This window comes from Vibrio sp. SCP2 (assembly GCF_059295395.1).
The window spans coordinates 14,078-36,597 of the sequence record NZ_JCAFVV010000006.1; the positions used below are offsets into that span (position 1 = coordinate 14,078).

21 protein-coding genes are annotated in these 22,520 nt (G+C 46.4%); 14 read left to right on the forward strand and 7 right to left on the reverse strand.

The genetic code is table 11. The features are described from left to right. The first annotated feature begins 39 nt into the window (after nucleotides 1–39). Nucleotides 40–975 (forward strand): bifunctional GNAT family N-acetyltransferase/hotdog fold thioesterase, encoded by a 936-nt coding sequence (locus tag AC5O63_RS16130; protein WP_239852534.1) that lies wholly within the window; start codon nucleotides 40–42, stop codon nucleotides 973–975. On the opposite strand, the gene AC5O63_RS16135 is transcribed toward AC5O63_RS16130, so the two are convergent. From AC5O63_RS16135 to hslR, 4 genes are all read right to left on the reverse strand, one after another. Continuing rightward, nucleotides 933–2,891: an AsmA family protein gene (locus AC5O63_RS16135; RefSeq protein WP_494505598.1), complete on the reverse strand. Its 1,959-nt coding sequence runs from the start codon at nucleotides 2,889–2,891 to the stop codon at nucleotides 933–935. The genes AC5O63_RS16130 and AC5O63_RS16135 overlap by 43 nt on opposite strands. 114 nt (nucleotides 2,892–3,005) lie before the next feature. Beyond that, nucleotides 3,006–4,637 carry a phosphoenolpyruvate carboxykinase (ATP) gene (gene pckA, locus AC5O63_RS16140; RefSeq protein WP_004746111.1) on the reverse strand — a complete coding sequence of 544 codons (1,632 nt, stop codon included), beginning with the start codon at nucleotides 4,635–4,637 and terminating at the stop codon, nucleotides 3,006–3,008. A 337-nt stretch (nucleotides 4,638–4,974) separates the two neighbouring features. Beyond that, entirely contained in the window at nucleotides 4,975–5,850 is an 876-nt protein-coding gene (hslO, locus tag AC5O63_RS16145) for an Hsp33 family molecular chaperone HslO (RefSeq protein ID WP_494505599.1), read from the reverse strand. Nucleotides 5,851–5,879: 29 nt separating this feature from the next. After that, nucleotides 5,880–6,266, reverse strand: a complete 387-nt coding sequence (hslR, locus tag AC5O63_RS16150) for a ribosome-associated heat shock protein Hsp15 (RefSeq protein WP_004746109.1) — start codon at nucleotides 6,264–6,266, stop codon at nucleotides 5,880–5,882. Nucleotides 6,267–6,552: 286 nt separating this feature from the next. Between hslR and gspC the strand changes: the two genes are divergently transcribed. Genes gspC through AC5O63_RS16210 form a run of 12 tightly spaced genes read left to right on the forward strand, consistent with a single transcriptional unit; the run spans nucleotide 6,553 to nucleotide 17,740 of the window. After that, nucleotides 6,553–7,428: a type II secretion system protein GspC gene (gspC, locus tag AC5O63_RS16155; protein WP_494505700.1), complete on the forward strand. Its 876-nt coding sequence runs from the start codon at nucleotides 6,553–6,555 to the stop codon at nucleotides 7,426–7,428. A 38-nt stretch (nucleotides 7,429–7,466) separates the two neighbouring features. After that, a complete protein-coding gene (gspD, locus tag AC5O63_RS16160; protein WP_494505600.1) occupies nucleotides 7,467–9,494 on the forward strand; it encodes a type II secretion system secretin GspD in 2,028 nt (675 codons plus the stop codon). Continuing rightward, nucleotides 9,494–10,984 (forward strand): type II secretion system ATPase GspE, encoded by a 1,491-nt coding sequence (gspE, locus tag AC5O63_RS16165; RefSeq protein WP_494505601.1) that lies wholly within the window; start codon nucleotides 9,494–9,496, stop codon nucleotides 10,982–10,984. The genes gspD and gspE overlap by 1 nt, the downstream gene beginning before the upstream one ends. After that, the gene (gspF, locus tag AC5O63_RS16170) at nucleotides 10,984–12,207 is read left to right on the forward strand and encodes a type II secretion system inner membrane protein GspF (RefSeq protein WP_494505602.1); all 1,224 of its coding nucleotides are present in this window, start codon (nucleotides 10,984–10,986) and stop codon (nucleotides 12,205–12,207) included. The genes gspE and gspF overlap by 1 nt, the downstream gene beginning before the upstream one ends. Before the next feature lie 41 nt (nucleotides 12,208–12,248). Further along, nucleotides 12,249–12,692 carry a type II secretion system major pseudopilin GspG gene (gspG, locus tag AC5O63_RS16175; RefSeq protein WP_069667717.1) on the forward strand — a complete coding sequence of 148 codons (444 nt, stop codon included), beginning with the start codon at nucleotides 12,249–12,251 and terminating at the stop codon, nucleotides 12,690–12,692. A gap of 23 nt (nucleotides 12,693–12,715) precedes the next feature. Further along, the gene (gene gspH, locus AC5O63_RS16180; protein WP_494505603.1) at nucleotides 12,716–13,303 is read left to right on the forward strand and encodes a type II secretion system minor pseudopilin GspH; all 588 of its coding nucleotides are present in this window, start codon (nucleotides 12,716–12,718) and stop codon (nucleotides 13,301–13,303) included. After that, nucleotides 13,290–13,646 carry a type II secretion system minor pseudopilin GspI gene (gspI, locus tag AC5O63_RS16185; protein WP_004746102.1) on the forward strand — a complete coding sequence of 119 codons (357 nt, stop codon included), beginning with the start codon at nucleotides 13,290–13,292 and terminating at the stop codon, nucleotides 13,644–13,646. Before gspH ends, gspI begins: the two co-directional genes overlap by 14 nt. Next, on the forward strand, nucleotides 13,633–14,283 hold the full coding sequence (gene gspJ, locus AC5O63_RS16190; protein WP_494505604.1) for a type II secretion system minor pseudopilin GspJ: 651 nt from the start codon (nucleotides 13,633–13,635) through the stop codon (nucleotides 14,281–14,283). Before gspI ends, gspJ begins: the two co-directional genes overlap by 14 nt. Then, nucleotides 14,276–15,289 carry a type II secretion system minor pseudopilin GspK gene (gene gspK, locus AC5O63_RS16195; protein WP_494505605.1) on the forward strand — a complete coding sequence of 338 codons (1,014 nt, stop codon included), beginning with the start codon at nucleotides 14,276–14,278 and terminating at the stop codon, nucleotides 15,287–15,289. The genes gspJ and gspK overlap by 8 nt, the downstream gene beginning before the upstream one ends. Beyond that, on the forward strand, nucleotides 15,255–16,469 hold the full coding sequence (gspL, locus tag AC5O63_RS16200) for a type II secretion system protein GspL (protein ID WP_494505606.1): 1,215 nt from the start codon (nucleotides 15,255–15,257) through the stop codon (nucleotides 16,467–16,469). Before gspK ends, gspL begins: the two co-directional genes overlap by 35 nt. 10 nt (nucleotides 16,470–16,479) lie before the next feature. Then, a complete protein-coding gene (locus tag AC5O63_RS16205) occupies nucleotides 16,480–16,971 on the forward strand; it encodes a type II secretion system protein M (RefSeq protein ID WP_494505607.1) in 492 nt (163 codons plus the stop codon). A gap of 4 nt (nucleotides 16,972–16,975) precedes the next feature. Continuing rightward, on the forward strand, nucleotides 16,976–17,740 hold the full coding sequence (locus tag AC5O63_RS16210) for a type II secretion system protein N (RefSeq protein ID WP_494505608.1): 765 nt from the start codon (nucleotides 16,976–16,978) through the stop codon (nucleotides 17,738–17,740). A 61-nt stretch (nucleotides 17,741–17,801) separates the two neighbouring features. On the opposite strand, the gene envZ is transcribed toward AC5O63_RS16210, so the two are convergent. Both envZ and ompR read right to left on the reverse strand, forming a co-directional pair. After that, entirely contained in the window at nucleotides 17,802–19,109 is a 1,308-nt protein-coding gene (gene envZ / locus AC5O63_RS16215; protein ID WP_171323900.1) for a two-component system sensor histidine kinase EnvZ, read from the reverse strand. 79 nt (nucleotides 19,110–19,188) lie between these two features. Further along, nucleotides 19,189–19,908 carry an osmolarity response regulator transcription factor OmpR gene (gene ompR, locus AC5O63_RS16220; RefSeq protein WP_239826857.1) on the reverse strand — a complete coding sequence of 240 codons (720 nt, stop codon included), beginning with the start codon at nucleotides 19,906–19,908 and terminating at the stop codon, nucleotides 19,189–19,191. Nucleotides 19,909–20,083: 175 nt separating this feature from the next. On the opposite strand from ompR, the gene greB reads away from it, so the two are divergent. Next, complete coding sequence (gene greB, locus AC5O63_RS16225; protein ID WP_494505609.1) at nucleotides 20,084–20,563, forward strand: transcription elongation factor GreB; 480 nt, start codon at nucleotides 20,084–20,086, stop codon at nucleotides 20,561–20,563. 35 nt (nucleotides 20,564–20,598) lie between these two features. Here greB and AC5O63_RS16230 read toward each other — a convergent pair whose 3' ends face one another. Further along, the gene (locus tag AC5O63_RS16230) at nucleotides 20,599–22,491 is read right to left on the reverse strand and encodes a putative ATP-dependent zinc protease (RefSeq protein ID WP_494505610.1); all 1,893 of its coding nucleotides are present in this window, start codon (nucleotides 22,489–22,491) and stop codon (nucleotides 20,599–20,601) included. Nucleotides 22,492–22,520 lie beyond the last annotated feature (29 nt).

Genomic DNA, 22,520 nt, shown 5'->3' on the forward strand with positions numbered 1-22,520 from the left:
TAGTAGAGAGGCGATCTCGTCTCTATAAAAAGGATTTTTATGTTTAAGCTGATCACGCCAAAAACAGATAACCAACTGAATAAGTATTATCACTTTCGTTGGCAAATGTTGCGCGAGCCATGGCGAATGCCGATTGGTTCTGAGCGCGATGAATACGATCCGATGAGCCATCACCGCATGATTGTTGATGGTCGCGGTAGACCAATGGCTATCGGACGCCTGTACATCACGCCAGACAGTGAAGGTCAAATCCGCTATATGGCGGTTAAAGGCTCGCGTCGTAGCAAAGGCATGGGTTCACTTGTCTTAGTGGCGCTGGAGTCTTTGGCGCGTCAGGAAGGAGCAAAGCGCTTGGTGTGTAATGCTCGTGAAGATGCGATCTCTTTTTATGAGAAGAATGGTTTTGAGCGACGCGGTGAACTGACCGACGAGCGTGGCCCGGTGAGACACCAGCAAATGGTCAAGCAGCTCGATCCGATGGCGAATGTACTGCGTAAACCAGAGTGGTGTACTGAGCTTCAAGAGCGATGGGAGCATCAAATCCCGATTAGTGACAAGATGGGCATTAAGATAAACCAATACACTGGCTATCAGTTTGAGTGTGGTGCGCAGCTTAACCCGAACCTCAACCCGCACAATACTATGTTTGCTGGCTCAGCGTTTACTTTGGCAACGCTGACTGGTTGGGGCATGACTTGGCTACTGATGAAAGAGCGTGGTTTAAGTGGCGATATTGTGTTGGCAGATAGCCAAATTCGTTACCGCCATCCAGTGACGCAAAACCCAGTCGCTTCAACTTCATTAGATGGTATTAGTGGTGATTTAGATCGTTTGGCGTCAGGACGTAAAGCGCGAATTGTCATTCATGTCACAATTCACAGTGGCGATCAGGCCGCGGTAGAATTCATCGGTACCTATATGCTCATCCCCGACTATAAGTCTGTGCTTGGTGATGACTCTTCAGCGTCGGTGTAAGCGTTCGCTTCTTGTTCGGCCGTTTCAGGTTTAGGCTTATCGGCCTGGCAAGTCTGCTTAATCACGTTGGCACCATTGAGGATATCTGACCAAAGTTCAGCGCACTCTTGCTGTGATTTAAACAGCAAGGTCGCAAACTGAGGTTTGGTCAAATCTATTTCACCAGCAACCTGTGAGTGGCTAGTTGGGCTACTGACAGAGATTCTTCCTCGATCTGCAATCATTTTTACAGCCCCTAAATCTAGTGGGTGCAAATACTCTTGTTCACCATCGACACTTTTCGCTGCTAGAGTGGCTTGGTGGAAATAGGTGGTTATCTTTCCTGACAAGCTATGTGACAGCATTGAATAGTCGCCAGATAGGCCTTCAAGTTCAACTTCTGCTTCTGCCAGTCCGGTGATAGAAAATGGCAGTGCTTGCTCTAGTAAATAATGTTCTAGGGGTAGACCATCGGCATGGAGTGTTAGCTGCCACGGTGCGCTTAATGTGCTTCTATCCCAAATACCATTAGCTTCTATGTAGCCCTGTTCTAGCGGAATAAAGGCGCGATCTAAGGTGAGTTTGTTATTGCTAGCATGTGCGGTCAGGTGGGCCTGTGTGGTGAGTAGCTTATCTATGCTGGCCGCATTGGCGCTTATCTCTAGTTTTCCTTCTAACAGACCGTATTGACCTTGCTCAATCAGCATCAGGTCAGAGCCTTCAATATTCAAACCTGAAACTTGCCAGTATGGCTGCTTTTCAACTTGGATAAACTGAGTGTTTTCAACCTCTAGTTGGCCAATGGCTAGATGCTGTACGGAAGCGGTGGCGTTTTTTAAACTGGGTATTAGCTGCTCGGTTTGTTCTAGCCATTTTATGCCGTCAAGTTTGAGCTGTGAGAGCGTGATGCTTTGTGGTGAAACTGCGCCTTGGAGTTGCACGCGTCCTTGTTTGAAGTCGGCGTCGAACTCTTCAATATTGATTCGATTGGAACTGAAAGCAAGCTTTGCTCTTGGAGAGAAGAGCTGCAACTCTCCGTTGCCAATGCTTTCGGCGTTAAATGAGGCATAGCCAGTCTGTTGTTGCCACATAGTCTGAGTAAGGTCGAGATCCTCTAGTGAGGCATCAAGGTGTTCAAAGCGCCAATGGCGATAGTTAAACGAGCTATTAAGAATATCTAAGCTGTTGATATGGTAGATCGGCAGATTAAGGTTACCCAGTGTGGTTGAAAGCGTTTCTATCTGGCTCGAAAGTGGCAGCTTTAGTTGGTCGATGGTGACGTTAATTAATGACCAACCTTGCGGATACTGCTCTGCTTGTCCGGAAATATTCGCTCCGCGCCAATTAAAAGAACTGCCAAAGATTGTGCTGTTGGCGGCTTGGTAACGCATATCGATGAGCAAGTTATCAAGAGCTTCTCCTTGCATGTAAAGTTGCTCAACAGATAGCTGGATATCGCCATAAGGTAGCCCGTGTTGATAGCTGTGCCACACTGGGTTTTCTATCTGCATATTCACACCACGAGCCGACCATTTGTTAGCACTGATATCGACATGTTTAAAAGCTAGCTGGTGGAGCTTAACTTGTTCGAAAAGGGGAGATTCAAGTTCATTCAGGTCTAAACTTGCGCCTTCGACTAAAATAGAGTCGAAGCTTAATTTGCCTTGCTGCCAAGGGAATTGGCTCAGCCATAAAGTGAGTTTAGGGAGCTGGATCGCCTTGTCGTCATGTTGCAGTTCAACGTCGTTTAACGTCAGTTGGAATGGAGGAGAATATTCAGCGTGGGTGGTTTCGAGTTGATAAGGCGTCAGGGTATTAATAAAAGTGGTGACGAGTTTTGCGGCATAGCTGGTTTGCATGACCGTATACAAGGCAAGTAAGGATAGAGTGATGGTACTGACTACTAGAATAGTAAGCAGCAAGAGTGCTTTTTTCACGTTGAATCACTTTCCCTCGTCTATAGATGCTACTAGCTTGGAACACTTTTTCTTTTCAGGCAACAAAAAGCCCCTCAATAGAGGGGCTTAGCTAAACAATTTCCAAGCAGGTCACTAATCTAGCTGAGGTCCAGCAGCAACCAGCGATTTACCTTCGTCATTGTCAGTGTACTTATCAAAGTTGTTGATGAAGCGCTCAGCTAGATCTTTCGCTTTGCTTTCCCATTGTAGTGGGTCAGTGTAAGTATCACGAGGATCTAAGATTGCAGGGTCAACGTCATGCAATGCAGTTGGTACTTCCAAGTTGAAGATTGGAATATGCTTGGTTTCCGCATTCTCAATTGAGCCATCTAGAATTGCATCAATGATGCCGCGAGTATCTTGAATTGAGATACGTTTACCGCTGCCATTCCAGCCTGTATTGACTAGGTAAGCTTCAGCACCCGCTGCTTCCATACGCTTAACCAGTACTTCCGCATATTTTGTTGGGTGTAGCGTTAGGAACGCAGCACCAAAACAGGCTGAGAAAGTTGGCGTCGGTTCAGTAATACCGCGCTCTGTACCCGCTAGTTTGGCGGTAAAGCCAGATAGGAAGTGGTACTTAGTTTGCTCTGGAGTCAGCTTAGACACTGGTGGTAGTACGCCAAACGCATCAGCAGATAGGAAGATAACCTTGTTTGCATGGCCTGCTTTCGATACTGGCTTAACGATGTTCTCAATGTGTTCGATTGGGTAAGAAACACGGGTGTTCTCGGTTTTAGAACCGTCATCGAAGTCGATTGAACCGTCGCTACGTACTGTGACGTTCTCTAGTAGAGCATCGCGACGAATCGCATTGTAGATGTCCGGCTCAGCTTCTTTCGATAACTTGATCGTCTTAGCGTAACAACCGCCTTCGAAGTTGAAGATACCGTCATCATCCCAGCCGTGCTCATCATCGCCGATTAACTCACGTTTAGGATCAGTAGATAGTGTGGTTTTACCTGTACCAGATAGGCCGAAGAACACAGCAACATCGCCGTTTTCTTTACACTTGTTGGCGCTACAGTGCATAGAAGCAATATCTTTAAGAGGAAGGAAGTAGTTCATCATGGCGAACATGCCTTTCTTCATCTCACCACCGTACCAAGTACCGCCAATCAACTGCATGCGTTCAGTCAGGTTAAATACCGTGAAGTTTTCAGAGTTGAGGCCGTGCTCTTCCCATTTCTGGTTAGTACACTTAGCACCGTTCATTACCACGAAATCAGGTTCGAAGGTGGCTAGCTCTTTTTCAGATGGGCGGATGAACATGTTTTTCACGAAGTGCGCTTGCCACGCGACTTCAGTGATGACACGAATGCTTAAACGAGTGTCTGGGTTGGCACCACAGTAACCGTCAATGACGAAAACGCGTTTGCCTGACAGCTGATTAGTGACGAGCTGTTTAAGATCATTCCATACCGCTTGATCAATAGGTTTGTTGTCGTTTTTCACCGCATCGGATGTCCACCACATATGTTCTTCTGTAGTTGCGTCTTTTACGATGTACTTATCTTTTGGTGAGCGTCCAGTAAAAATACCGGTATCAACAGCGACTGCGCCTAGCTCGGTGACCACGCCTTTTTCATAGCCTTCCAGATCCGCGCGAGTTTCTTCTTCGAACAACATCTCGTAGCTTGGGTTACGAATAACCTCTTTAACGTTTTGAAGCCCGTGTTTGGTAAGATCGATTGTTGCAGCCTTTGTATGTTCCATAACGGTCATAGGTGCTCCTTATAGGAATATTTTGTAGGGATTTTGTAATGATTTTTTAATTTTTATCTGCTCACCATGCTAGCAATGGGCCTCGTAGAAAACAGGGATATAGCTCAAAAAATATCCGCATTTTTAATGGGGTTTTAAGCGACACATCACATATTGGTGGAGTTAGTTTATCGTGTGCGCAAAGCTTTGCGCTAGAGCAAAATAATTATTAATTGATAAAAATTAACAGGTTAATTTATTACGGCTAAGGCTAGGTATTGCGGGGGATTGATCACAAAAAGGCCAGCGTGTGCTGGCCTTTTGAAGGGTAAATTACAGTCTTGCTATGCTGTAAAAATTAATGCAGTGTTTTGTTGCCTGAATCTGTTTGATTGAACAGCTCAGACACCTGTGCTTCGTCAAACGAATAATTCGTGCCGCAGTAATCACAATGTAAAGAAATTGAACCAACCTCGGCCAAAATGTCGTTCACTTCTGCTCGATCGATGGTCACGATAGCTGCACCGCTACGTTCACGAGAACAGCCACAGAAAAACTCGACGGCTTGCGGATCAAACAGACGAACTTTTTCTTGGTTGTAGAGGCGGTAGAGCAATTCATTCGCCTCTAGGCTAAATAGCTCTTCATCTTTTACAGTATCTGTTAGTTGCTCAAGGTGTTCGAAATCTTCAGGTGTGCCAGTACCATCAGGCATAACCTGAATTAGCATACCAGCCGCACGTTGTTGGCCTTCGTGCTCACCAGTGCGTAACCAGATGCGAGTTTTAAGCTGTTCTGAGTTGGCAAAGTAGCTTTCTAAGATTTCAGATAAGTTGTCGCCGTCTAGACCAACGATACCTTGGTAACGTTCACCTTTCTTAGGGTCGATGGTAATCACCAGATGACCTTTACCCATCATGTCATGAATAGTCGCGTTATCTGCGATATCACCTTCCCAGCGAGCAACACCACGGATTTTCTGATCGTGATCGCCATTGATGACAGCCAGTGATACAGGGCCATCACCTTGCAATTGCATCGTGATAGAACCTTCAAACTTCAACGTTGCTGTTAATAGGGTGGTTGAAACCAATAGCTCACCAAGCAGCTTTTGTAGTGGTGCTGGGTATTCCTTGCTAGAAATAATACGTTGGTAAGCGTCATCCAATTGTACCAACTCACCACGAACTGAAAGATCTTCAAATAAGTAGCGGTTCAAAACATTGCTTGCCATGTGGCGATTCCTCGTAAATCTGCTAGAGCTTATTGGTGTTTAAATTTAATAATATCGCGGCGCTGCTTTTTATCAGGACGGCGATCTGGGCTAGGGTTATGGGCGTGAAGTTTGCGACGTGCTGCATTCTCTTCACGTTTACTTAGACTCTCTGCTGTTTCAGAGTAGAGCGTTTGCGCTTCTGGGGCTCCGCGACGTTGGTCAGAAATTTTCTCTATGACCACCGTCTTTTCTTCGTGCCCTTGTCTCAATGTAATCACCGCACCGAGTTCGACAGCCTTACTTGGCTTGCTGCGTTGGCCATTATAATGGACTTTGCCGCCATCGACCATGTTGCGCGCGATGGAGCGAGTTTTATAAAATCGTGCAGCCCATAGCCATTTATCGAGTCTTACTGCTTCGGTTTGGGAACCCATCGTGTCTCTTGCCCTCTAAGGTGATGAATGTTTGTTCCATTCAGATGCAGTAACAATGGTGACGAATGTGGCATTTTTCAAGCGAGATCATAAAAATTAAGCTCTAAGAAAGTGACGTTCGATGGTTTTATGTTTAGCTTGTTTCATATTTTGATACAATGAACGGCTACATCTTTGATAACTAATATTAACTTCCGTTATACAGGGCTTAGTACCATATTCTTAACGGGTGTAACAAAGCTCCAAGCTAGCGAGATAGGGACAGCGAGTGAAGCAAAACAGTGTAATGGCACTACTTAAATTCGGTGAGGCGCTCAAAGACGTGACTATGCAGCAGCGTATCAGCTACATAGTGATGATGCTTCTACTCACAATCAGTGCTTGGATTGGTGGGCAGATGCTTTGGCAACCGTGGAGTACATCGTCAGTGTCGCAATGGCAGCCGAGTGGCGTGGTTAGTGCAGGCTCGTCTAGCTCATCGCAACTCGATATTTCAGAGCTGCAGAACAGCAATCTTTTTGGCAAGTATCAAGAAAGTGCGCCAGTGGTCGAACAACCAAAAGTACAAGATGCGCCGAAAAGTCGCTTGAACGTGGTTTTGGTTGGCGTGGTGACTAGCTCGAACCCAGAAAAAAGTTTAGCAGTGATTGCCAATCGCGGTCAGCAGGCAACGTATGGCATAAATGAAGTGATTGAAGGTACTCGCGCCAAACTTGTCCAAGTTCAGTCTGATCGAGTCATCATCGATAATTCAGGCCGCAATGAGACCGTTATGTTAGAAGGTCTGAAATATACCAAACCATCAGTAACGGCAGTTAAAGCGCCAGAAAGTGTGACACGCAGTCAGGTTTCACCAGACTCATTAAATAAAATTCGCGAAGAAATCCGCCAAGATGCTAAACAGATCTTCCAATATGTGCGGATGTCGCAAGTAAAACAAGATGGAGAGGTGGTTGGCTACCGCCTTTCTCCGGGTAAAGATAGAGCGTTGTTTGACGCTGTTGGTCTTAAACCGGGTGATATCGCAATTTCAATAAATGGACTGGATCTCAAAGATTCTGCGGCAATGGGAGAAGTGTTTAGAAGCTTGTCCCAGTTGACTGAACTCAACTTAACAGTAGAACGAAACGGTCAACCACACGAAATATACATTGAATTATAAGGTTGTCGCAGCAGCGTCAGCGATCCGAGGAGTACAGAGTGAACCATTGGCTTAAAAAAAGCGCATGGCTTTTAGCAGGAAGCTTATTAACGTCACCTGCAGTGGTGGTAGCAAATGATTTTAGTGCCAGCTTTAAAGGCACAGATATTCAAGAATTTATCAATATTGTTGGCCGTAACTTAGAAAAAACCATCATTGTTGACCCTTCGGTGAGAGGTAAAGTCGACGTGCGTAGCTACGACATGTTGACTGAAGAGCAGTATTACAGCTTTTTCCTCAATGTACTCGAAGTGTACGGCTTTGCTGTGGTGGAAATGGACAATGGCATCTTAAAAGTCATCAAAGACAAAGATGCGAAAACGTCGGCAGTGCCTGTTGTCGGTGATGGCAGTATCAATGGTGATGAAGTCGTCACTCGAGTCGTAGCGGTGCGGAATGTCTCAGTGCGTGAATTATCGCCTCTATTACGTCAGCTTAATGACAATGCGGGTGCGGGTAACGTGGTCCACTATGACCCAGCAAACATTATCCTAATTACGGGTCGTGCGGCGGTGGTGAATCGTCTGGCAGATATTATCAAGCGTGTTGACCAAGCGGGTGACAAAGAAATTGAAGTGGTTGAACTAGATAATGCTTCAGCTGCAGAAATGGTGCGTATTGTCGAAGCTCTCAACAAAACCACCGATGCCAAAAACACTCCTGCCTTTCTTCAGCCTAAATTGGTCGCTGATGATCGAACCAACTCGATTCTGATCTCTGGTGATCCGCAAGTGCGTGAGCGCCTACGTAAGTTGATCAAACAGCTCGATATTGAGATGGCGTCAAAAGGTAATAACCGCGTGGTTTACCTTAAATATGCCAAAGCAGAAGATTTAGTTGATGTGCTAAAAGGTGTGTCTGATAACCTGCAAGCAGAGAAATCATCCGGTTCGAAACAGGCGAGTAGCGCTAAACGTGGTGAAGTGATGATTGCCGCTCACCCAGATACCAACGCATTAGTGGTAACCGCACCGCCAGATATCATGAACGCGCTGCAGGATGTGATTGCTCAGCTTGATATTCGCCGTGCCCAAGTCCTAATTGAAGCGCTGATTGTTGAAATGTCTGAAGGTGATGGCCTTAATTTTGGTATTCAGTGGGGCTCGTTAGATACCGGTGCCGTGATTCAGCACTCTAATGCTGGCGCCCCAATTGGCAGTGTGATGGTTGGCTTAGAAGAAGCCAAAGATACCACCACAACCAAAGCGGTTTATGACAGTGATGGTAACTTCCTACGTAATGAAACAACGACAGAGAAAGGCGATTACACCAAGCTCGCTTCAGCACTTTCTGGTGTTAATGGTGCTGCTTTAAGTGTAGTCATGGGCGACTGGACAGCATTGATTAGTGCGGTATCGACCGACTCCAACTCAAACATTCTGTCTTCGCCTAGCATTACCGTAATGGATAATGGTGAAGCGTCATTTATTGTTGGTGAAGAAGTGCCTGTCATTACTGGTTCTCAGACTGGCTCAAATAATGATAACCCATTCCAGACCGTTGAGCGTAAAGAGGTCGGTATCAAGCTTAAAGTGGTACCGCAAATCAACGAAGGTAACTCGGTACAGTTAAAGATTGAGCAAGAAGTCTCTAACGTACTGGGCGCTAACGGTGCGGTCGATGTGCGATTTGCCAAGCGTCAACTGAATACCTCTGTAATGGTAGAAGACGGTCAGATGATAGTCCTTGGTGGTCTTATTGATGAGCGTGCACTCGAAAGTGAATCTAAAGTGCCACTACTGGGTGATATTCCTTACCTAGGCCATCTATTTAAATCAACCAGCACTCAGGTTGAAAAGAAAAACCTTATGGTGTTTATCAAGCCAACCATCATTCGTGATGGCATGACGGCAGACGGTATTACTCAACGTAAATACAACTTTATTCGTGCAGAGCAGCTCTACAGGGCAGATCAGGGCTTGAAGCTAATGGACGACGGTCATATTCCGGTATTGCCAGAATATGGTGAAGAGATTGGTCACCCTGTCGAGATTCAAGCATTTATTGATCAGATGAGCGCTAAGTAATGGACGTCGAGTTAAATCTAAGCTTTAAACGCTTGCCGTTTAGTTTTGCCAATCGCTTTAAGCTTGTTTTAGAGCCTGCGGACAGTGGTTTAGTGCTTTACTATATCGCGCCGATTTCAGTGCAGGCTTTGATTGAAGTGAAGCGTGTTTGTGGTCAGTCTTTTACTTTGCAAGCTCTAAGCAAAGAAGCATTTGATGGCAAGCTAACCGAAGCTTATCAGCGTGACTCTTCGGAAGCGCGCCAACTGATGGAAGACATCGGTGCCGACAATGATGATTTCTTCTCTTTGGCGGAAGACTTACCGCAAGATGAAGATTTGCTTGAGTCAGAAGATGACGCACCGATCATCAAGCTTATCAACGCGATGTTGGGCGAGGCGATTAAAGAAGGGGCGTCGGATATCCATATCGAGACGTTTGAGAAAAGCCTCTCTATTCGTTTCCGTATTGATGGTGTACTTCGTGATGTTCTCTCACCGAGCCGCAAGTTAGCGCCATTGCTAGTATCGCGTGTTAAGGTCATGGCCAAGCTTGATATCGCTGAAAAGCGTGTCCCACAAGATGGTCGTATCTCGTTGCGTATTGGTGGTCGCGCTGTTGATGTTCGTGTTTCAACGATGCCGTCTTCACACGGTGAACGTGTGGTAATGCGTCTGTTAGATAAAAATGCGACGCGTTTGGACTTACATAGTCTTGGCATGACAGAAACCAACCACAACGCGTTCCGTCAGATGATCGCTCGTCCGCACGGCATCATTTTGGTCACGGGCCCTACAGGTTCTGGTAAGTCAACCACCCTGTATGCTGGCCTGACAGAGATTAACAGCAATGAACGCAATATTCTGACGGTCGAAGATCCGATTGAATTTGATATCGATGGTATCGGCCAAACTCAGGTTAATCCCAAAGTGGATATGACTTTTGCTCGTGGCTTACGTGCAATTTTGCGCCAAGACCCGGATGTGGTCATGGTGGGTGAGATTCGTGACCTAGAAACGGCGCAAATCGCGGTTCAGGCTTCTTTGACTGGTCACTTAGTGATGTCGACGTTGCACACCAATACAGCTGTCGGTGCGATTACACGTCTACGTGATATGGGCATTGAGCCTTTCCTAATTTCCTCTTCCTTACTCGGTGTTTTGGCACAGCGATTAGTGCGCACGCTATGTTCTGACTGTAAAGAGCCGTATGAAGCGGATAAAGAAACCAAAAAACTGTTTGGTTTGAAGAAGAAAGAGGACTTAACTCTCTATCGCGCATGTGGCTGTGAAGCATGTAATTATAAAGGTTACCGTGGACGTACAGGCATTCATGAATTGCTTGTGATTGATGAAGATGTTCAGACCTTGATTCACAGCGAGTCAGGAGAGCAGGCGATTGAAAAGCAGATTCGCGAGCATACTCCGAGCATTCGCGATGATGGTCTAAGTAAAGTGCGTGCAGGTATCACCTCGCTTGAAGAAGTGATGCGGGTGACCAAGGAAGGCTAATGGCGGCATTTGAATATAAAGCGCTCGATGCGAAAGGTAAGACCAAAAAAGGCGTTATCGAAGGCGATAATGCTCGTCAGGTGCGTGCAAGGCTTAAAGAACAAGGCCTAATACCGGTTGAAGTGAGTGAAACAAGGCAGAAAGCGAAAAAGCAGACTAGCCAAGCGACATTTCAGTTTAAACGTGGTTTAAGCACACCTGATTTAGCTTTAATCACTCGTCAATTGGCGACTTTGGTTCAGTCCGGTATGCCGCTCGAAGAGTGTTTAAAAGCCGTTTCTGAACAGTCAGAAAAACCGCGCATCCGTACTATGTTGCTTGCTGTCCGCTCCAAGGTGACGGAAGGCTATACCTTAGCCGACAGCTTGGCCGATTTTCCCCATGTCTTCGACGAGCTGTTTCGTTCGATGGTTTCAGCGGGCGAAAAGTCAGGGCATTTGGACTCAGTGCTAGAACGTCTCGCGGATTATGCTGAAAACCGTCAAAAGTTACGTTCTAAATTGCAGCAAGCGATGATTTACCCTGTCGTGCTGGTGGTCTTTGCGGTCGGTATCGTGGCGTTCTTGCTTGCCGCTGTCGTACCAAAAATCGTGGGTCAGTTTGTCCAAATGGGCCAAGAGCTGCCTCAATCCACTCAGTTTTTGCTCGCAGCCAGTGACTTTATCCAGCATTGGGGGCTCACCCTGCTTGTTGCTTTGATTGTGGTTATCTACCTAGTTAAGTTTGCGTTCAGTAAGCCTAAGTTACGTTTAAGTTGGGATCGCAAAGTTATCTCTATGCCATTGGTTGGCAAAATTGCTCGTGGCCTAAACACTTCGCGTTTTGCACGCACATTATCTATCTGTACTTCGAGCGCGATTCCAATTTTGGAAGGAATGCGCGTTGCAGTGGACGTTATGTCGAACCATTACGTTAAACAGCAGGTCTTAATCGCGACAGATAATGTTCGTGAAGGTGCCAGCTTACGCCGCGCTCTTGAGCAAACCAAATTGTTCCCTCCTATGATGCTGCACATGATAGCCAGTGGTGAACAGAGTGGTGAGCTCGAAGGCATGCTCACTCGTGCCGCGGACAACCAAGACTCAAACTTTGAATCGACAGTTAATATCGCCCTGGGCATCTTTACTCCGGCTTTAATCGCTTTAATGGCAGGGTTGGTGCTGTTTATTGTCATGGCGACACTAATGCCAATTTTAGAAATGAATAACTTAATGAGTTCATAACAGCTTTTAGCAAATCTAAGCTGCTTTTTGTGGAGAATAAAATGAACAAAAAAATGAAAAAACAGTCTGGCTTTACCTTGTTAGAAGTTATGGTTGTTGTGGTGATCTTAGGTATTTTGGCAAGCTTTGTCGTACCTAACCTACTTGGCAACAAAGAAAAAGCGGATCAGCAGAAAGCGATTACCGATATCGTTGCGCTAGAGAATGCGCTTGATATGTACAAGCTTGATAACAGCGTTTACCCGTCAACAGACCAAGGTTTAGAAGCGTTAGTGACGAAGCCTTCTAGTCCGGAGCCGCGCAACTACCGTGACGGTGGCTACATTAAGCGTCTACCTTCAGACCCATGGGGCAATGATTACCAATACCTAAGCCCAGGTGACCATGGCAATGTCGATATCTTTACGCTAGGTGCAGATGGTCAGGAAGGTGGCGAAGGTGCCAACGCTGATATCGGCAACTGGAATATTCAAGATTTTCAGTAATTAGCAGCTAACGCTTAGCCTTTATGCGTCGTCATTCTGGATTTACTCTGCTTGAGATTTTGCTGGTATTGGTGCTGATTTCACTCGCATCCGTAGCGGTGATTTCTACCTTGCCAGTCAGTGCAGAAGACGGCGCGAAAAAGCACGCTCAATCTTTGTATCATCGTGTTCAGCTTCTTAATGAAGAGGCGATGTTGAGTGGTAATGACTTTGGTCTACGCGTTGATGAGAAGAAACCACGCTACCACTTTATGCGACTAAAATCGCAGGGATGGCAAAAGCTTGAACAGCACCATATACCGCCCGAGACTGAGCTCGCGGATAACCTTGCCATCATGCTAACGCTAGGAGGCAACGTCTGGAACGACCAAGAGCGTTTGTTTAAACCCGGTTCGCTCTTTGACGAAGATATGTTCGCTGAGTTTGACCAAGAGAAGAAAAAGCTGCCACCACCGCAAGTTTTCATTATGTCGAGCGGCGAAGTGACACCATTTTCTATTGCTATTTACCCGCAGGATCGCAGTGCTGAAAACGATGCATGGCGAATAGTGGCAAAAGAAAATGGTCAGATCATATTGCTAGCACCTGGAGAAAGTGATGAAGAAAGCTAAGCAAGGCTTTACGCTTCTTGAGGTGTTGGTCGCGTTAGCGATCTTTGCTACTGCGGCTATAGCAACCATACGCTCGGTCAGCCAACACATTAATACGCTTAACTTTCTCGAAGAGAAAACTTTTGCCGCTATGGTGGCAGACAATCAAATGGCGAAGGTGATTTTATCTGGTAGTAAGCCAAGTAAGAAAAAAGGCAAAGAAACACTTGCACAGCGAGATTGGTTCTGGACAGTGGAACCCGTTTCCACCGCTGGGGATATGCTACAAGCCTTTGATGTTAAAGTCGCGACCAGTGAAAAAGGATCGCCAGTGGTCACGGTGAGAAGTTATGTCCCGAAATAGTCTTAATCGGTCACAGGGCTTTACCCTGATTGAGGTGCTGGTGGCGATTGCGATTTTTGCTAGCTTAAGTGTGGGGGCTTATCAGGTTCTCAATCAGGTTCAGCGCAGCAATGAAATTTCGATGGAGCGTAGTGAGCGTTTAAAAACGCTACAACGAGCCTTAGTGTTTATGGACAATGACTTTCGCCAAATGGCGCTGCGTCAAGCTCGTACCAATGGCGAAGAGCCTTCTCCTATGTTGCTGCAATGGAAAGACTATTTGCTCGACTCTGATGCAAAAGGGGTGATGTTCGTTCGCGCTGGTTGGCACAATCCGCAGCAGCAGTTTCCGCGTGGTGAAATAAGTAAAGTCGGTTATCGGATTAAAGATAAGCAGCTGCAACGAGTATGGTGGCGTTATGCGGACACACCCGCTGGGCAAGAAGGCATTGTGATGCCATTGCTCGATGGTGTGGAAGATTTTGAGATGCGTTTTTTCGATGGCAAGCAGTGGCAGAAAGAATGGCAAACTAAGTTTGCTCTACCACAAGCGATAGCGTTGAATTTAGAGCTAGAGGATTATGGCAAGATTGAGCGCATCTATCTGACATCAGGGGGCACTTTGGAGCTGTCTGAGGAGCAGAAGCAAGATGGTTAGAAAGCAGCGCGGCGTCGCACTTATTATCGTGCTGCTGTTGCTGGCGGTTATGGTCAGTATTGCTGCAAGTATGGCAGATCGTCTATTTAGTCAGTTTAAACGAGCGACTAACCAGATCAATTATCAGCAAGCTTACTGGTATAGCGTTGGGGCTGAAGCATTGGCGAAGGCAGGCCTTGAGCAAAGCTTTAAAGACTCAGATACGATTAATCTTTCGCAGCCATGGGCTTTAGAAGAGCAAACTTACCCGTTGGACTACGGGACGTTAAAAGGCCGTTTAGTTGATCAGCAGGCCTGCTTTAATCTCAATGCTCTGTCGAGCTTAGCCTCGACAGCTGGCTCTGATAAGTCCCCATACTTGGTCGATGTTTTTCAAAACTTACTCGAAGAGTTGGAAATTGAAAATTACCAAGCAGAAACAGTTGCACAATCTACTTGGGAGTACGTCGACAGTAATAACTCGGTTAACTCGACGGTTGGGGTTGAAGACAGCTTCTATGAGTCGATGTCTCCCGCCTATATGGCGGCAAATAGCCTGATGGCGGATAGCTCAGAGTTACGCGCGGTCAATCAGGTTTCGGGTGAAGTGATGGAAAAAGTATTGCCTTACGTGTGTGCTATTCCAACCACCGATTTGAGATTAAATGTAAACACGATCAAGCCAGAGCATGCTGCATTGTTGGCAGCTTTGTTTCAACCTGCTCTTAGTGTCACTCAAGCTAAGCAGGTGTTGGAAAATCGCCCTTTTGATGGCTGGGCGAGTGTTGACGACTTTTTAAATGAGAAAGAGTTTGCCAACGTAACGGCTGATGCACGTAAAGAGGGCAAAGGCTATTTGGCTGTGACCAGTGCCTATTTTGAGTTGGATGTTGAATTATTAGTTGGGGATTCTCGCGTGAGAGTGCGCAGCTTGCTATTTAGTCGTGATAAACAAACTGCGACGGTCATTAGCCGTCGCTTCGGAGGTATCGGTGAACGAGTTTCTGATCGTTCGACTGACAAATAATACTGCTCAGGCTATCCAGTGGTTAGTCTGGTCGGAGTCGCAAAAGGAAGTGATTGCGAGCGGAGAGCTAGACAGTTATCAGGCACTGCCAGAGATCGCGACATACGCGGAAGGGCGTCGCACGATTGTTTTGTTGTCAGCAGAAAGCTTGGTTCTAACCGATGTAGAAATTCCCGCGGGTGCCAGTCGTCAGCTTGAATCTATGTTGCCCTATGTGCTTGAAGATGATTTAGCGCAGGATGTCGATCAACTGCATTTTACCATTCTAAACAAATCGCAAGGTCAAGCGCAGGTGTGCGCGGTGGATTCACAGTGGCTAGAAAAAGTCCTCATGGAGCTTGGCGATATTGGTTGTCAGATCCAAAAGGTCATGCCCGACGTATTGGCGCTTCCAGATAGTGAAGGATTGTCTGCGGTTGAGATTGGTCAGCAATGGCTATTGAAGAAGTCTAGCTACCAAGGTATGTCGGTTGAGAGTGATTGGCTATCGCTGGTGGCTCAGTCTGAATGGGTACAGCAAGACGAAGAATTCCTACCGCTAACTTCATATTCGGCTTTGCCTGCTTCTCTTGAGCTTGCTGAACAGCAGCAGTGGCTGAACGGCGAGCCTAAGTTAGTGATGCAGTTACTCGCTGAACAAGCGATCATAAGCAAAATTAATCTTCTGACTGGGCAATTTAAGCCTAAATCGTCTTTCAGTCGCTATTGGAAAATATGGCAGAAAGTCGCTGTTGCGACGGTGCTGCTATTGGCGGTGGTGGTTGTCGATAATGTGCTTAAAATTCAAAAGTATGAAGCGCAGGCGAGTGCTTATCGTACGGAAAGTGAGCGTATTTTCCGCCAGTCCTTACCGGGTAAAACCAAGATACCGACCGTGAGCTATTTAAAGCGTGAAATGGAGCGTGAAGCGAGTCGTTTGTCTGGTGGCTCTGATGGCAATGAACTCATTAGTTTGATGGTGAAGCTGCCTCCTTTACTCAATCAAGTGCCTGGTTTAGATCTCACCAGTTTTAAGTATGACAGTGGACGTAATGAAGTTCGCTTACAAGCGCAAAGCAAAGATTTCCAAACCTTTGAAAAGGCTGCAGAGCTGTTGGGCTCTAATTTTGCGGTCGAGCAGGGGCAACTTAACCGCTCAGGGAGCCTAGTCAATGGCTCTTTTGTTCTAAAGCCGTTGTGAGGGATTAAGCATGAATAAATTGGTCAATACCTTACAAACTTGGTGGTTGAGTATTTCACAACGTGAGCAGCGCTTAGTGGTTGCTTGCTCTCTATTGGTGGTCATTGGCGGCCTGTATTGGGGCGTCGTTCAACCTGTCGCCGAGCGAGCAAATAACGCTCAAATGCGCATTCAAAGCGAGAAGCAACTGCTTTCTTGGGTGAAAGACAAAGCGGATCAGATCAGTCAGTCTCAAGGGCAGGGTGGCAGAGCGGTTTCTAGCATGCCTATCAACCAAGCGGTTTCTTCAAGTGTTGGACGCTTTAAAGTTGAGTTGATTCGTGTCCAACCGCGTGGCGAGCAGTTTCAGGTGTGGGTTGCGCCTATGCCTTTTAATCAATTTTTAAACTGGATAACCTTTTTGCAAGAGACGCATGGAATCAAGGTGGTATTTCTTGATATCGATAAAGGAAACCAAGACGGTATGATTGAAGTTAATCGACTTCAGCTTGGCAGAGGGTAATTGAGTGAAGAAAACAGTGTTATCGGGCTTATTTCTTAGTTCCGTGTTTGTTGCCAGTGCGATGGTGCATTTACCCGCTCAGTTCGTGGTGCAATATGCACCTTTACCCCATCAACTTAGTTTAATTGGGGTTGATGGAACTGTATGGCAGGGCTCAGTGCACCAAGTGAAATGGCAAAACCAAAACTATGGCGCGCTAAACTGGCAGCTTAACGTTGTTAAGTTGTTGACTGGGACTGCAGAGGCTCAAGTACGTTTTGGTCGTGGTAGTGATCTATCGCTTCAAGGTCGCGGAATTGTTGGTTATTCGCCAAGTGGTTTATACGCTGAGAACTTAATTGCTTCGTTGCCCGTTGAAAAAGTGATGCAGTTTGCGCCTTCTCTTCCGGTTCCTTTAGAACTGAACGGGCAGGTAGAGCTTAGCCTGCGCTCATACGCTTACGCGTCTCCTTATTGTGAGAGTGCCCAAGGGAGTGTGGTGTGGAATACCGATACTGTTGGCACGCCAATGTCTGACTTAGAAGTTGGCCCTGTGATTGCTAACTTTAGCTGTCAGTCGAGCAGCTTTGATGTGGTTGGCGAGCAGAAGAGTAATCAAGTCGAAAGTGGCTTCACTGCTAAGTTGAACTCTGATCAGAGTTACACCTCAAATGCTTGGTTTAAGCCTCAGTCAGAGTTTCCAAGTGCGTTTCAGCAGCAGTTAAAATGGTTACCAACCCCCGCAGACAGCGAAGGTAAGTTCCAGTTTAGTTACCAAGGTCGACTCTAAACACTAGATCTAAAAACGAACAAGGGCAGCGATTAAGCTGCCCTTGTTCGTTGACTCCCTGTTACTTTGTCGCAGGGAAGCTGATTTGTACTTTTAAGCCACCGCCACTGCGATTATTGACGATCACTGAACCATTGTGCTGACTGACAATGCGTTTAACAATCGCTAAGCCAAGCCCTGTTCCTTCGCTTCCTCGCGCGGTATCGCCCCGAGTGAAGGGTTCAAACAGTTTCGCAATCTGGCTCTGTTCTATCCCGGGCCCATTATCTTCAACGCACACCCAAACCAACTTGTTATCCGCGGTAATGCCGGTGCTTACTTTTGTCCAGCCATTACCATAGCGAATCGCGTTGACTACTAAATTGCTCACTGCGCGCTTGATAGCAATTGGGCTGCCTAAGGTCTCTTTGATTGGCTGGTGGAGCTCGGTATCAATTTGCACCTCGTAACCGCCTTCAGATGAAGCGACATCGTTGGCGATTTCGTTAAGGTCGACTTCAATGAAAGATTGTTTATTTACTGGTTTAAGATAATCCATAAACTGGCTGATGATCTCGTTGCACTCTTCGGTATCGCTGATAATGCCTTCAGCTAGATAGCTGTCTTCAGGGGACATCATTTCTGTCGCAAGACGAATTCTAGTTAACGGAGTACGCAGATCGTGGCTAATGCCCGCCATCAGTAGAGCCCTGTCTTCCTCTAGTGCTTGGATGCCTTTAGACATCTGGTTGAAAGCGCGCGTTACTGAGCGAATTTCCGAAGCGCCTTTTTCAGGTAACGGTGGTGGAATCTCACCACGACCAACCCCTTTGGCCGCTTTTTCCAACGCAATGAGCGGACGATTTTGCAAGCGGATGAACAACCAGCCTCCCGCAACAATCAACAACGCCATGATCAGGCTATTGCGAAACAGTGGCGTAAAATCTTCTTCTTGCAGTTCAGAGAGAGGAATGCGTAAGAGGGAGTCAGGTAGGGAGTCAATCTTCATCCACAGGATGTAGCTATTTTCTCCGAGCATCATACGAACATCAGTTGGCGAGCCAAGTTCATTGGTCATCTCTTCACTCATCAGGTCGATGCTCACCGCATGGTAATACTCTTCTGCCATTGGACTATCTTCAGCATGAACGGTTACCCCTAGCTGCTCCAATACACGCCTACGCAGTGGCGCATCCATTGCTAAGCCATCTTCTAGGGTGGCGGAGTCATCCAGCATCAGATTAATTTCGTGGCCGAGGATTTTATTAAACTGCTGCAAGCTCGGCATCAGCGCGTAATTAAACACGGCGTAGTAAGAATACACTTGGCTGGCAATAAGCAGAGTCAGAAAGATAAAAATGGATTGAGTAAATGAGCTGCGGATGCGCATAACACCTACCTTGAGAAAGGTTAGTCTAAAACAAAGAGTGCGAGACTAAGTCTCGCACTCTATCAAAACATATTGTTGGCTACGCTTCTTTGCCATCTGGGACAAAAACATAACCTAAGCCCCATACAGTTTGGATGTAACGAGGTTTACTTGGATCGACTTCGAGCATACGACGTAGACGAGATATTTGCACGTCAATCGAACGTTCCATCGCAGAATATTCGCGACCGCGAGCCATGTTCATTAACTTATCACGCGACATTGGCTCACGAGCATTGGTCACGAGAGCTTTCAGTACGGCAAACTCACCAGAAGTTAGCGGCATGGATTCATCGCCACGGAACATTTCACGTGTACCTAGGTTTAGGCGGAAATCACCAAACTCAACCACCGATTCTTCACTACTTGGCGCACCAGGTAGCTCGGTCGTTTGACGACGCAAGACCGCTTTAATACGCGCTAATAGTTCACGTGGGTTAAACGGTTTTGGTAAGTAGTCATCTGCACCTACCTCAAGGCCGACGATACGATCGATCTCGTCCCCTTTTGCGGTCAGCATCAGAATCGGTAACGTGCTGTTGGCATTACGCAGGCGACGGCAGATCGATAGCCCGTCTTCGCCCGGTAACATCAGGTCTAGCACCATCAAATGGAAAGTTTCACGCGTTAGCAGGCGGTCCATCTGCTCACTGTTTGCAACACTACGAACTTGGAATCCTTGTTCAGACAAGTAACGCTCTAGTAGTGCACGAAGTCGTGCATCATCATCAACAACTAAGATCTTGTGATTTTCTTGCATGTAATGGGTCCACCTAGTTAATAAGCTTGCGCGACTTCAGGCTGTGGAAACAGTCACCTTTATGCGCAACTTAAAATGTAACACTGTTCTTAAGCTATTGGTGCAAAGAATTGTTAACGTTTATTTCCTTTTTAGCTAATGTATATCGGAACTTCAATTTAATAACGTCAGAAATATGAAAACGAACCTAATAACAAGAGAAGGCTTTGATCGACTTAAAAAAGAGCTCGATTTTTTGTGGAAAGAAGAGCGTCCGGAAGTGACAAAAAAAGTGACTTGGGCGGCGAGTCTCGGTGACCGGAGTGAAAACGCTGACTATCAATACAACAAAAAGCGTTTAAGAGAGATAGATCGCCGCGTACGTTATTTGCGTAAGCGTTTAGAGCAAGTAAAAGTGGTTGATTACTCGCCGCAGCAAGAAGGCAAAGTGTTCTTCGGTGCTTGGGTAGAAATCGAAAATGAAGCGGGAGAAATCAAAGCCTTCCGTATTGTTGGCCCTGACGAAATTTACGGTGATGCCAAAGGTTATATTTCGATTGATTCACCGATGGCGCGCGCCTTATTGAAAAAAGAAGTCGATGACGAATTCAGCGTTAAAACTCCAGACGGTTACAAAGAGTGGTTCGTTAACACTATTCGCTACAGCGCTGAATAACAAAAAGTCCCGCGGGGCGGGACTCTTGGCTGTGATTATTTTTCGTAGTCAGGTTTTTCAGTGAGGATGTAATTATGCTCACTGCCCACTACAGCGCCATACTTGAGGAAGTTTTTACCTAAGATCATGCTGTAGTGGAAACGGCTGCGGTCTTTGAGGTTCACCCGTATCTTCTTCTCGAGTTCGCCCAGTTTGACTTGCATTTCAACGACTGGGCGAATGGTCGGTTTCTCACCTTTTTTCGCCCTGATTTTCATACTATCGACGACCTCTAGGGTAAAGTCCTTCTCCATACCGAGATCATTTTGATAGCTAAAGCTGACCATAGGCTTGCCGTCTTTTTCAAACTGTTTGATGTTCTGCGCATTGATAGAGCTGACGTCTGCACCAGTATCGAGTTTGACGGGGAAGCTAAGACCTTCTACTTGCGCTACCTCGATATGACCTGCCTTAAATAGCGGGTAGGAATCGAGTAGATGATCAGTGCGAGTGTTTATGAGCACGCCATTTTTGGACATCTTCTGGCCTATGACGAAGTAATCACTGGTCTCGTCTTCATCGAGCACATCAATGGCGTACGGCAGTTCAACTTTCTCGCCGTATAGGGTGAAGGTACCAAATACCACTGGGCGAGTGGAGTCACCGACTTTTAGGGTTTTATTGATCGGTTTAGAAAACTGCTTGGCCTCGCCGTCTTGGTCAGTGAGGTAGTAAGTTACCCATTCTTTGCCTTTCTTTTCAAAAATCTCGAAGCTTGCGACTTTTAGCAGCGGTGTTTTCACTACCAGTGATGGTTCTGCCGTTAATTCAATGCCATCAAGTAACAGTGACTCCTCACCGGAAACCTGCATCGCTTTTGACTTGCTACTGATGGTTTTAGGCTTGCCATCTAACAAAGATGTCGCGCCAGTATCGATCATAAAGCGTCGATTGAGCGTGCCTTTGCCGAGACGTAGCTGTGAATTAAGTTTGCTCCGGTCAGTTAAGTAGACGAACCAGTATTGAGTTTCAGCGCCGTTAGTGTCGATTGGAACGAACACCATGGGGCGCTTTTTGCCACTCACGTTCAACATACGTACCAATGGGCGTGTGAGTGTCTCGCTGCTGCCATTGCCATCTTCGACATCGAAAGAGACTAGTTGCTTGTTAGAGTCGATGTTTATATTGGTGGCATGCAGTGAAGAGTAGTTGTTTTGCAGTGAGTAGCTGATCTTCTGCTTTACACCAGCGATTTCAACTGACTCTTTCTTACCAACAAGTTGCGCGTTCTTTTGCTCTTGAAGGTAATCGTAGCCTGCGTAAACCCAAGCGTTGTTATCAAGAAAAGTTTTGCCAATCAGAATTGGCGCGGAAAACTGGTTTCTATCGGTCAAGTTAACTTGTGTCATGACGGTTTTGCCAGCAATGGTCATTGGCAAGGTGATGGTTGGGCGCAGAATAGGTTCTTTTTGTGTTCGATTGCGAATCACGCCGACACGTTCAATTGGCCTGGTCACCTCTATGCTCTCACCGGTGTGCGGATGCTTAATGGTGAAAGTCACTTCAACACCGTAAGGGGCAAAAAGTTCAGCATTCCAATCATCGTAATCGACATCATCAATAGGATCGAAGTCGATCAGCGCTTTCATCAGCTTGTGATCTTTGAGTTGGCTAAACTGGGGATCAGAGCTCGAAACGTGAATGTTGGTGGCATGCATCGATGTCGTGTCTGCGCCAGTATCAATCTTACCAGCAAATGAAACCCCTTTTAGTGCCTCGATCTCTTCGAGATAAACGCTTTCTACCCGCCCTAAGACAAGTTTGTCATCAAGGGTGTAAACAGGAGACTGGGTAGAAGCATTGATCGCAGCGCTAGCTTGATCAGCTAAGGCCAGAGGAGAAGCTAAGGATACAGATAGTACAGAAAGGGCCAGTAAGATTTTTTTCATAGCGGTTCCAACTACTCGTTATTCGCACA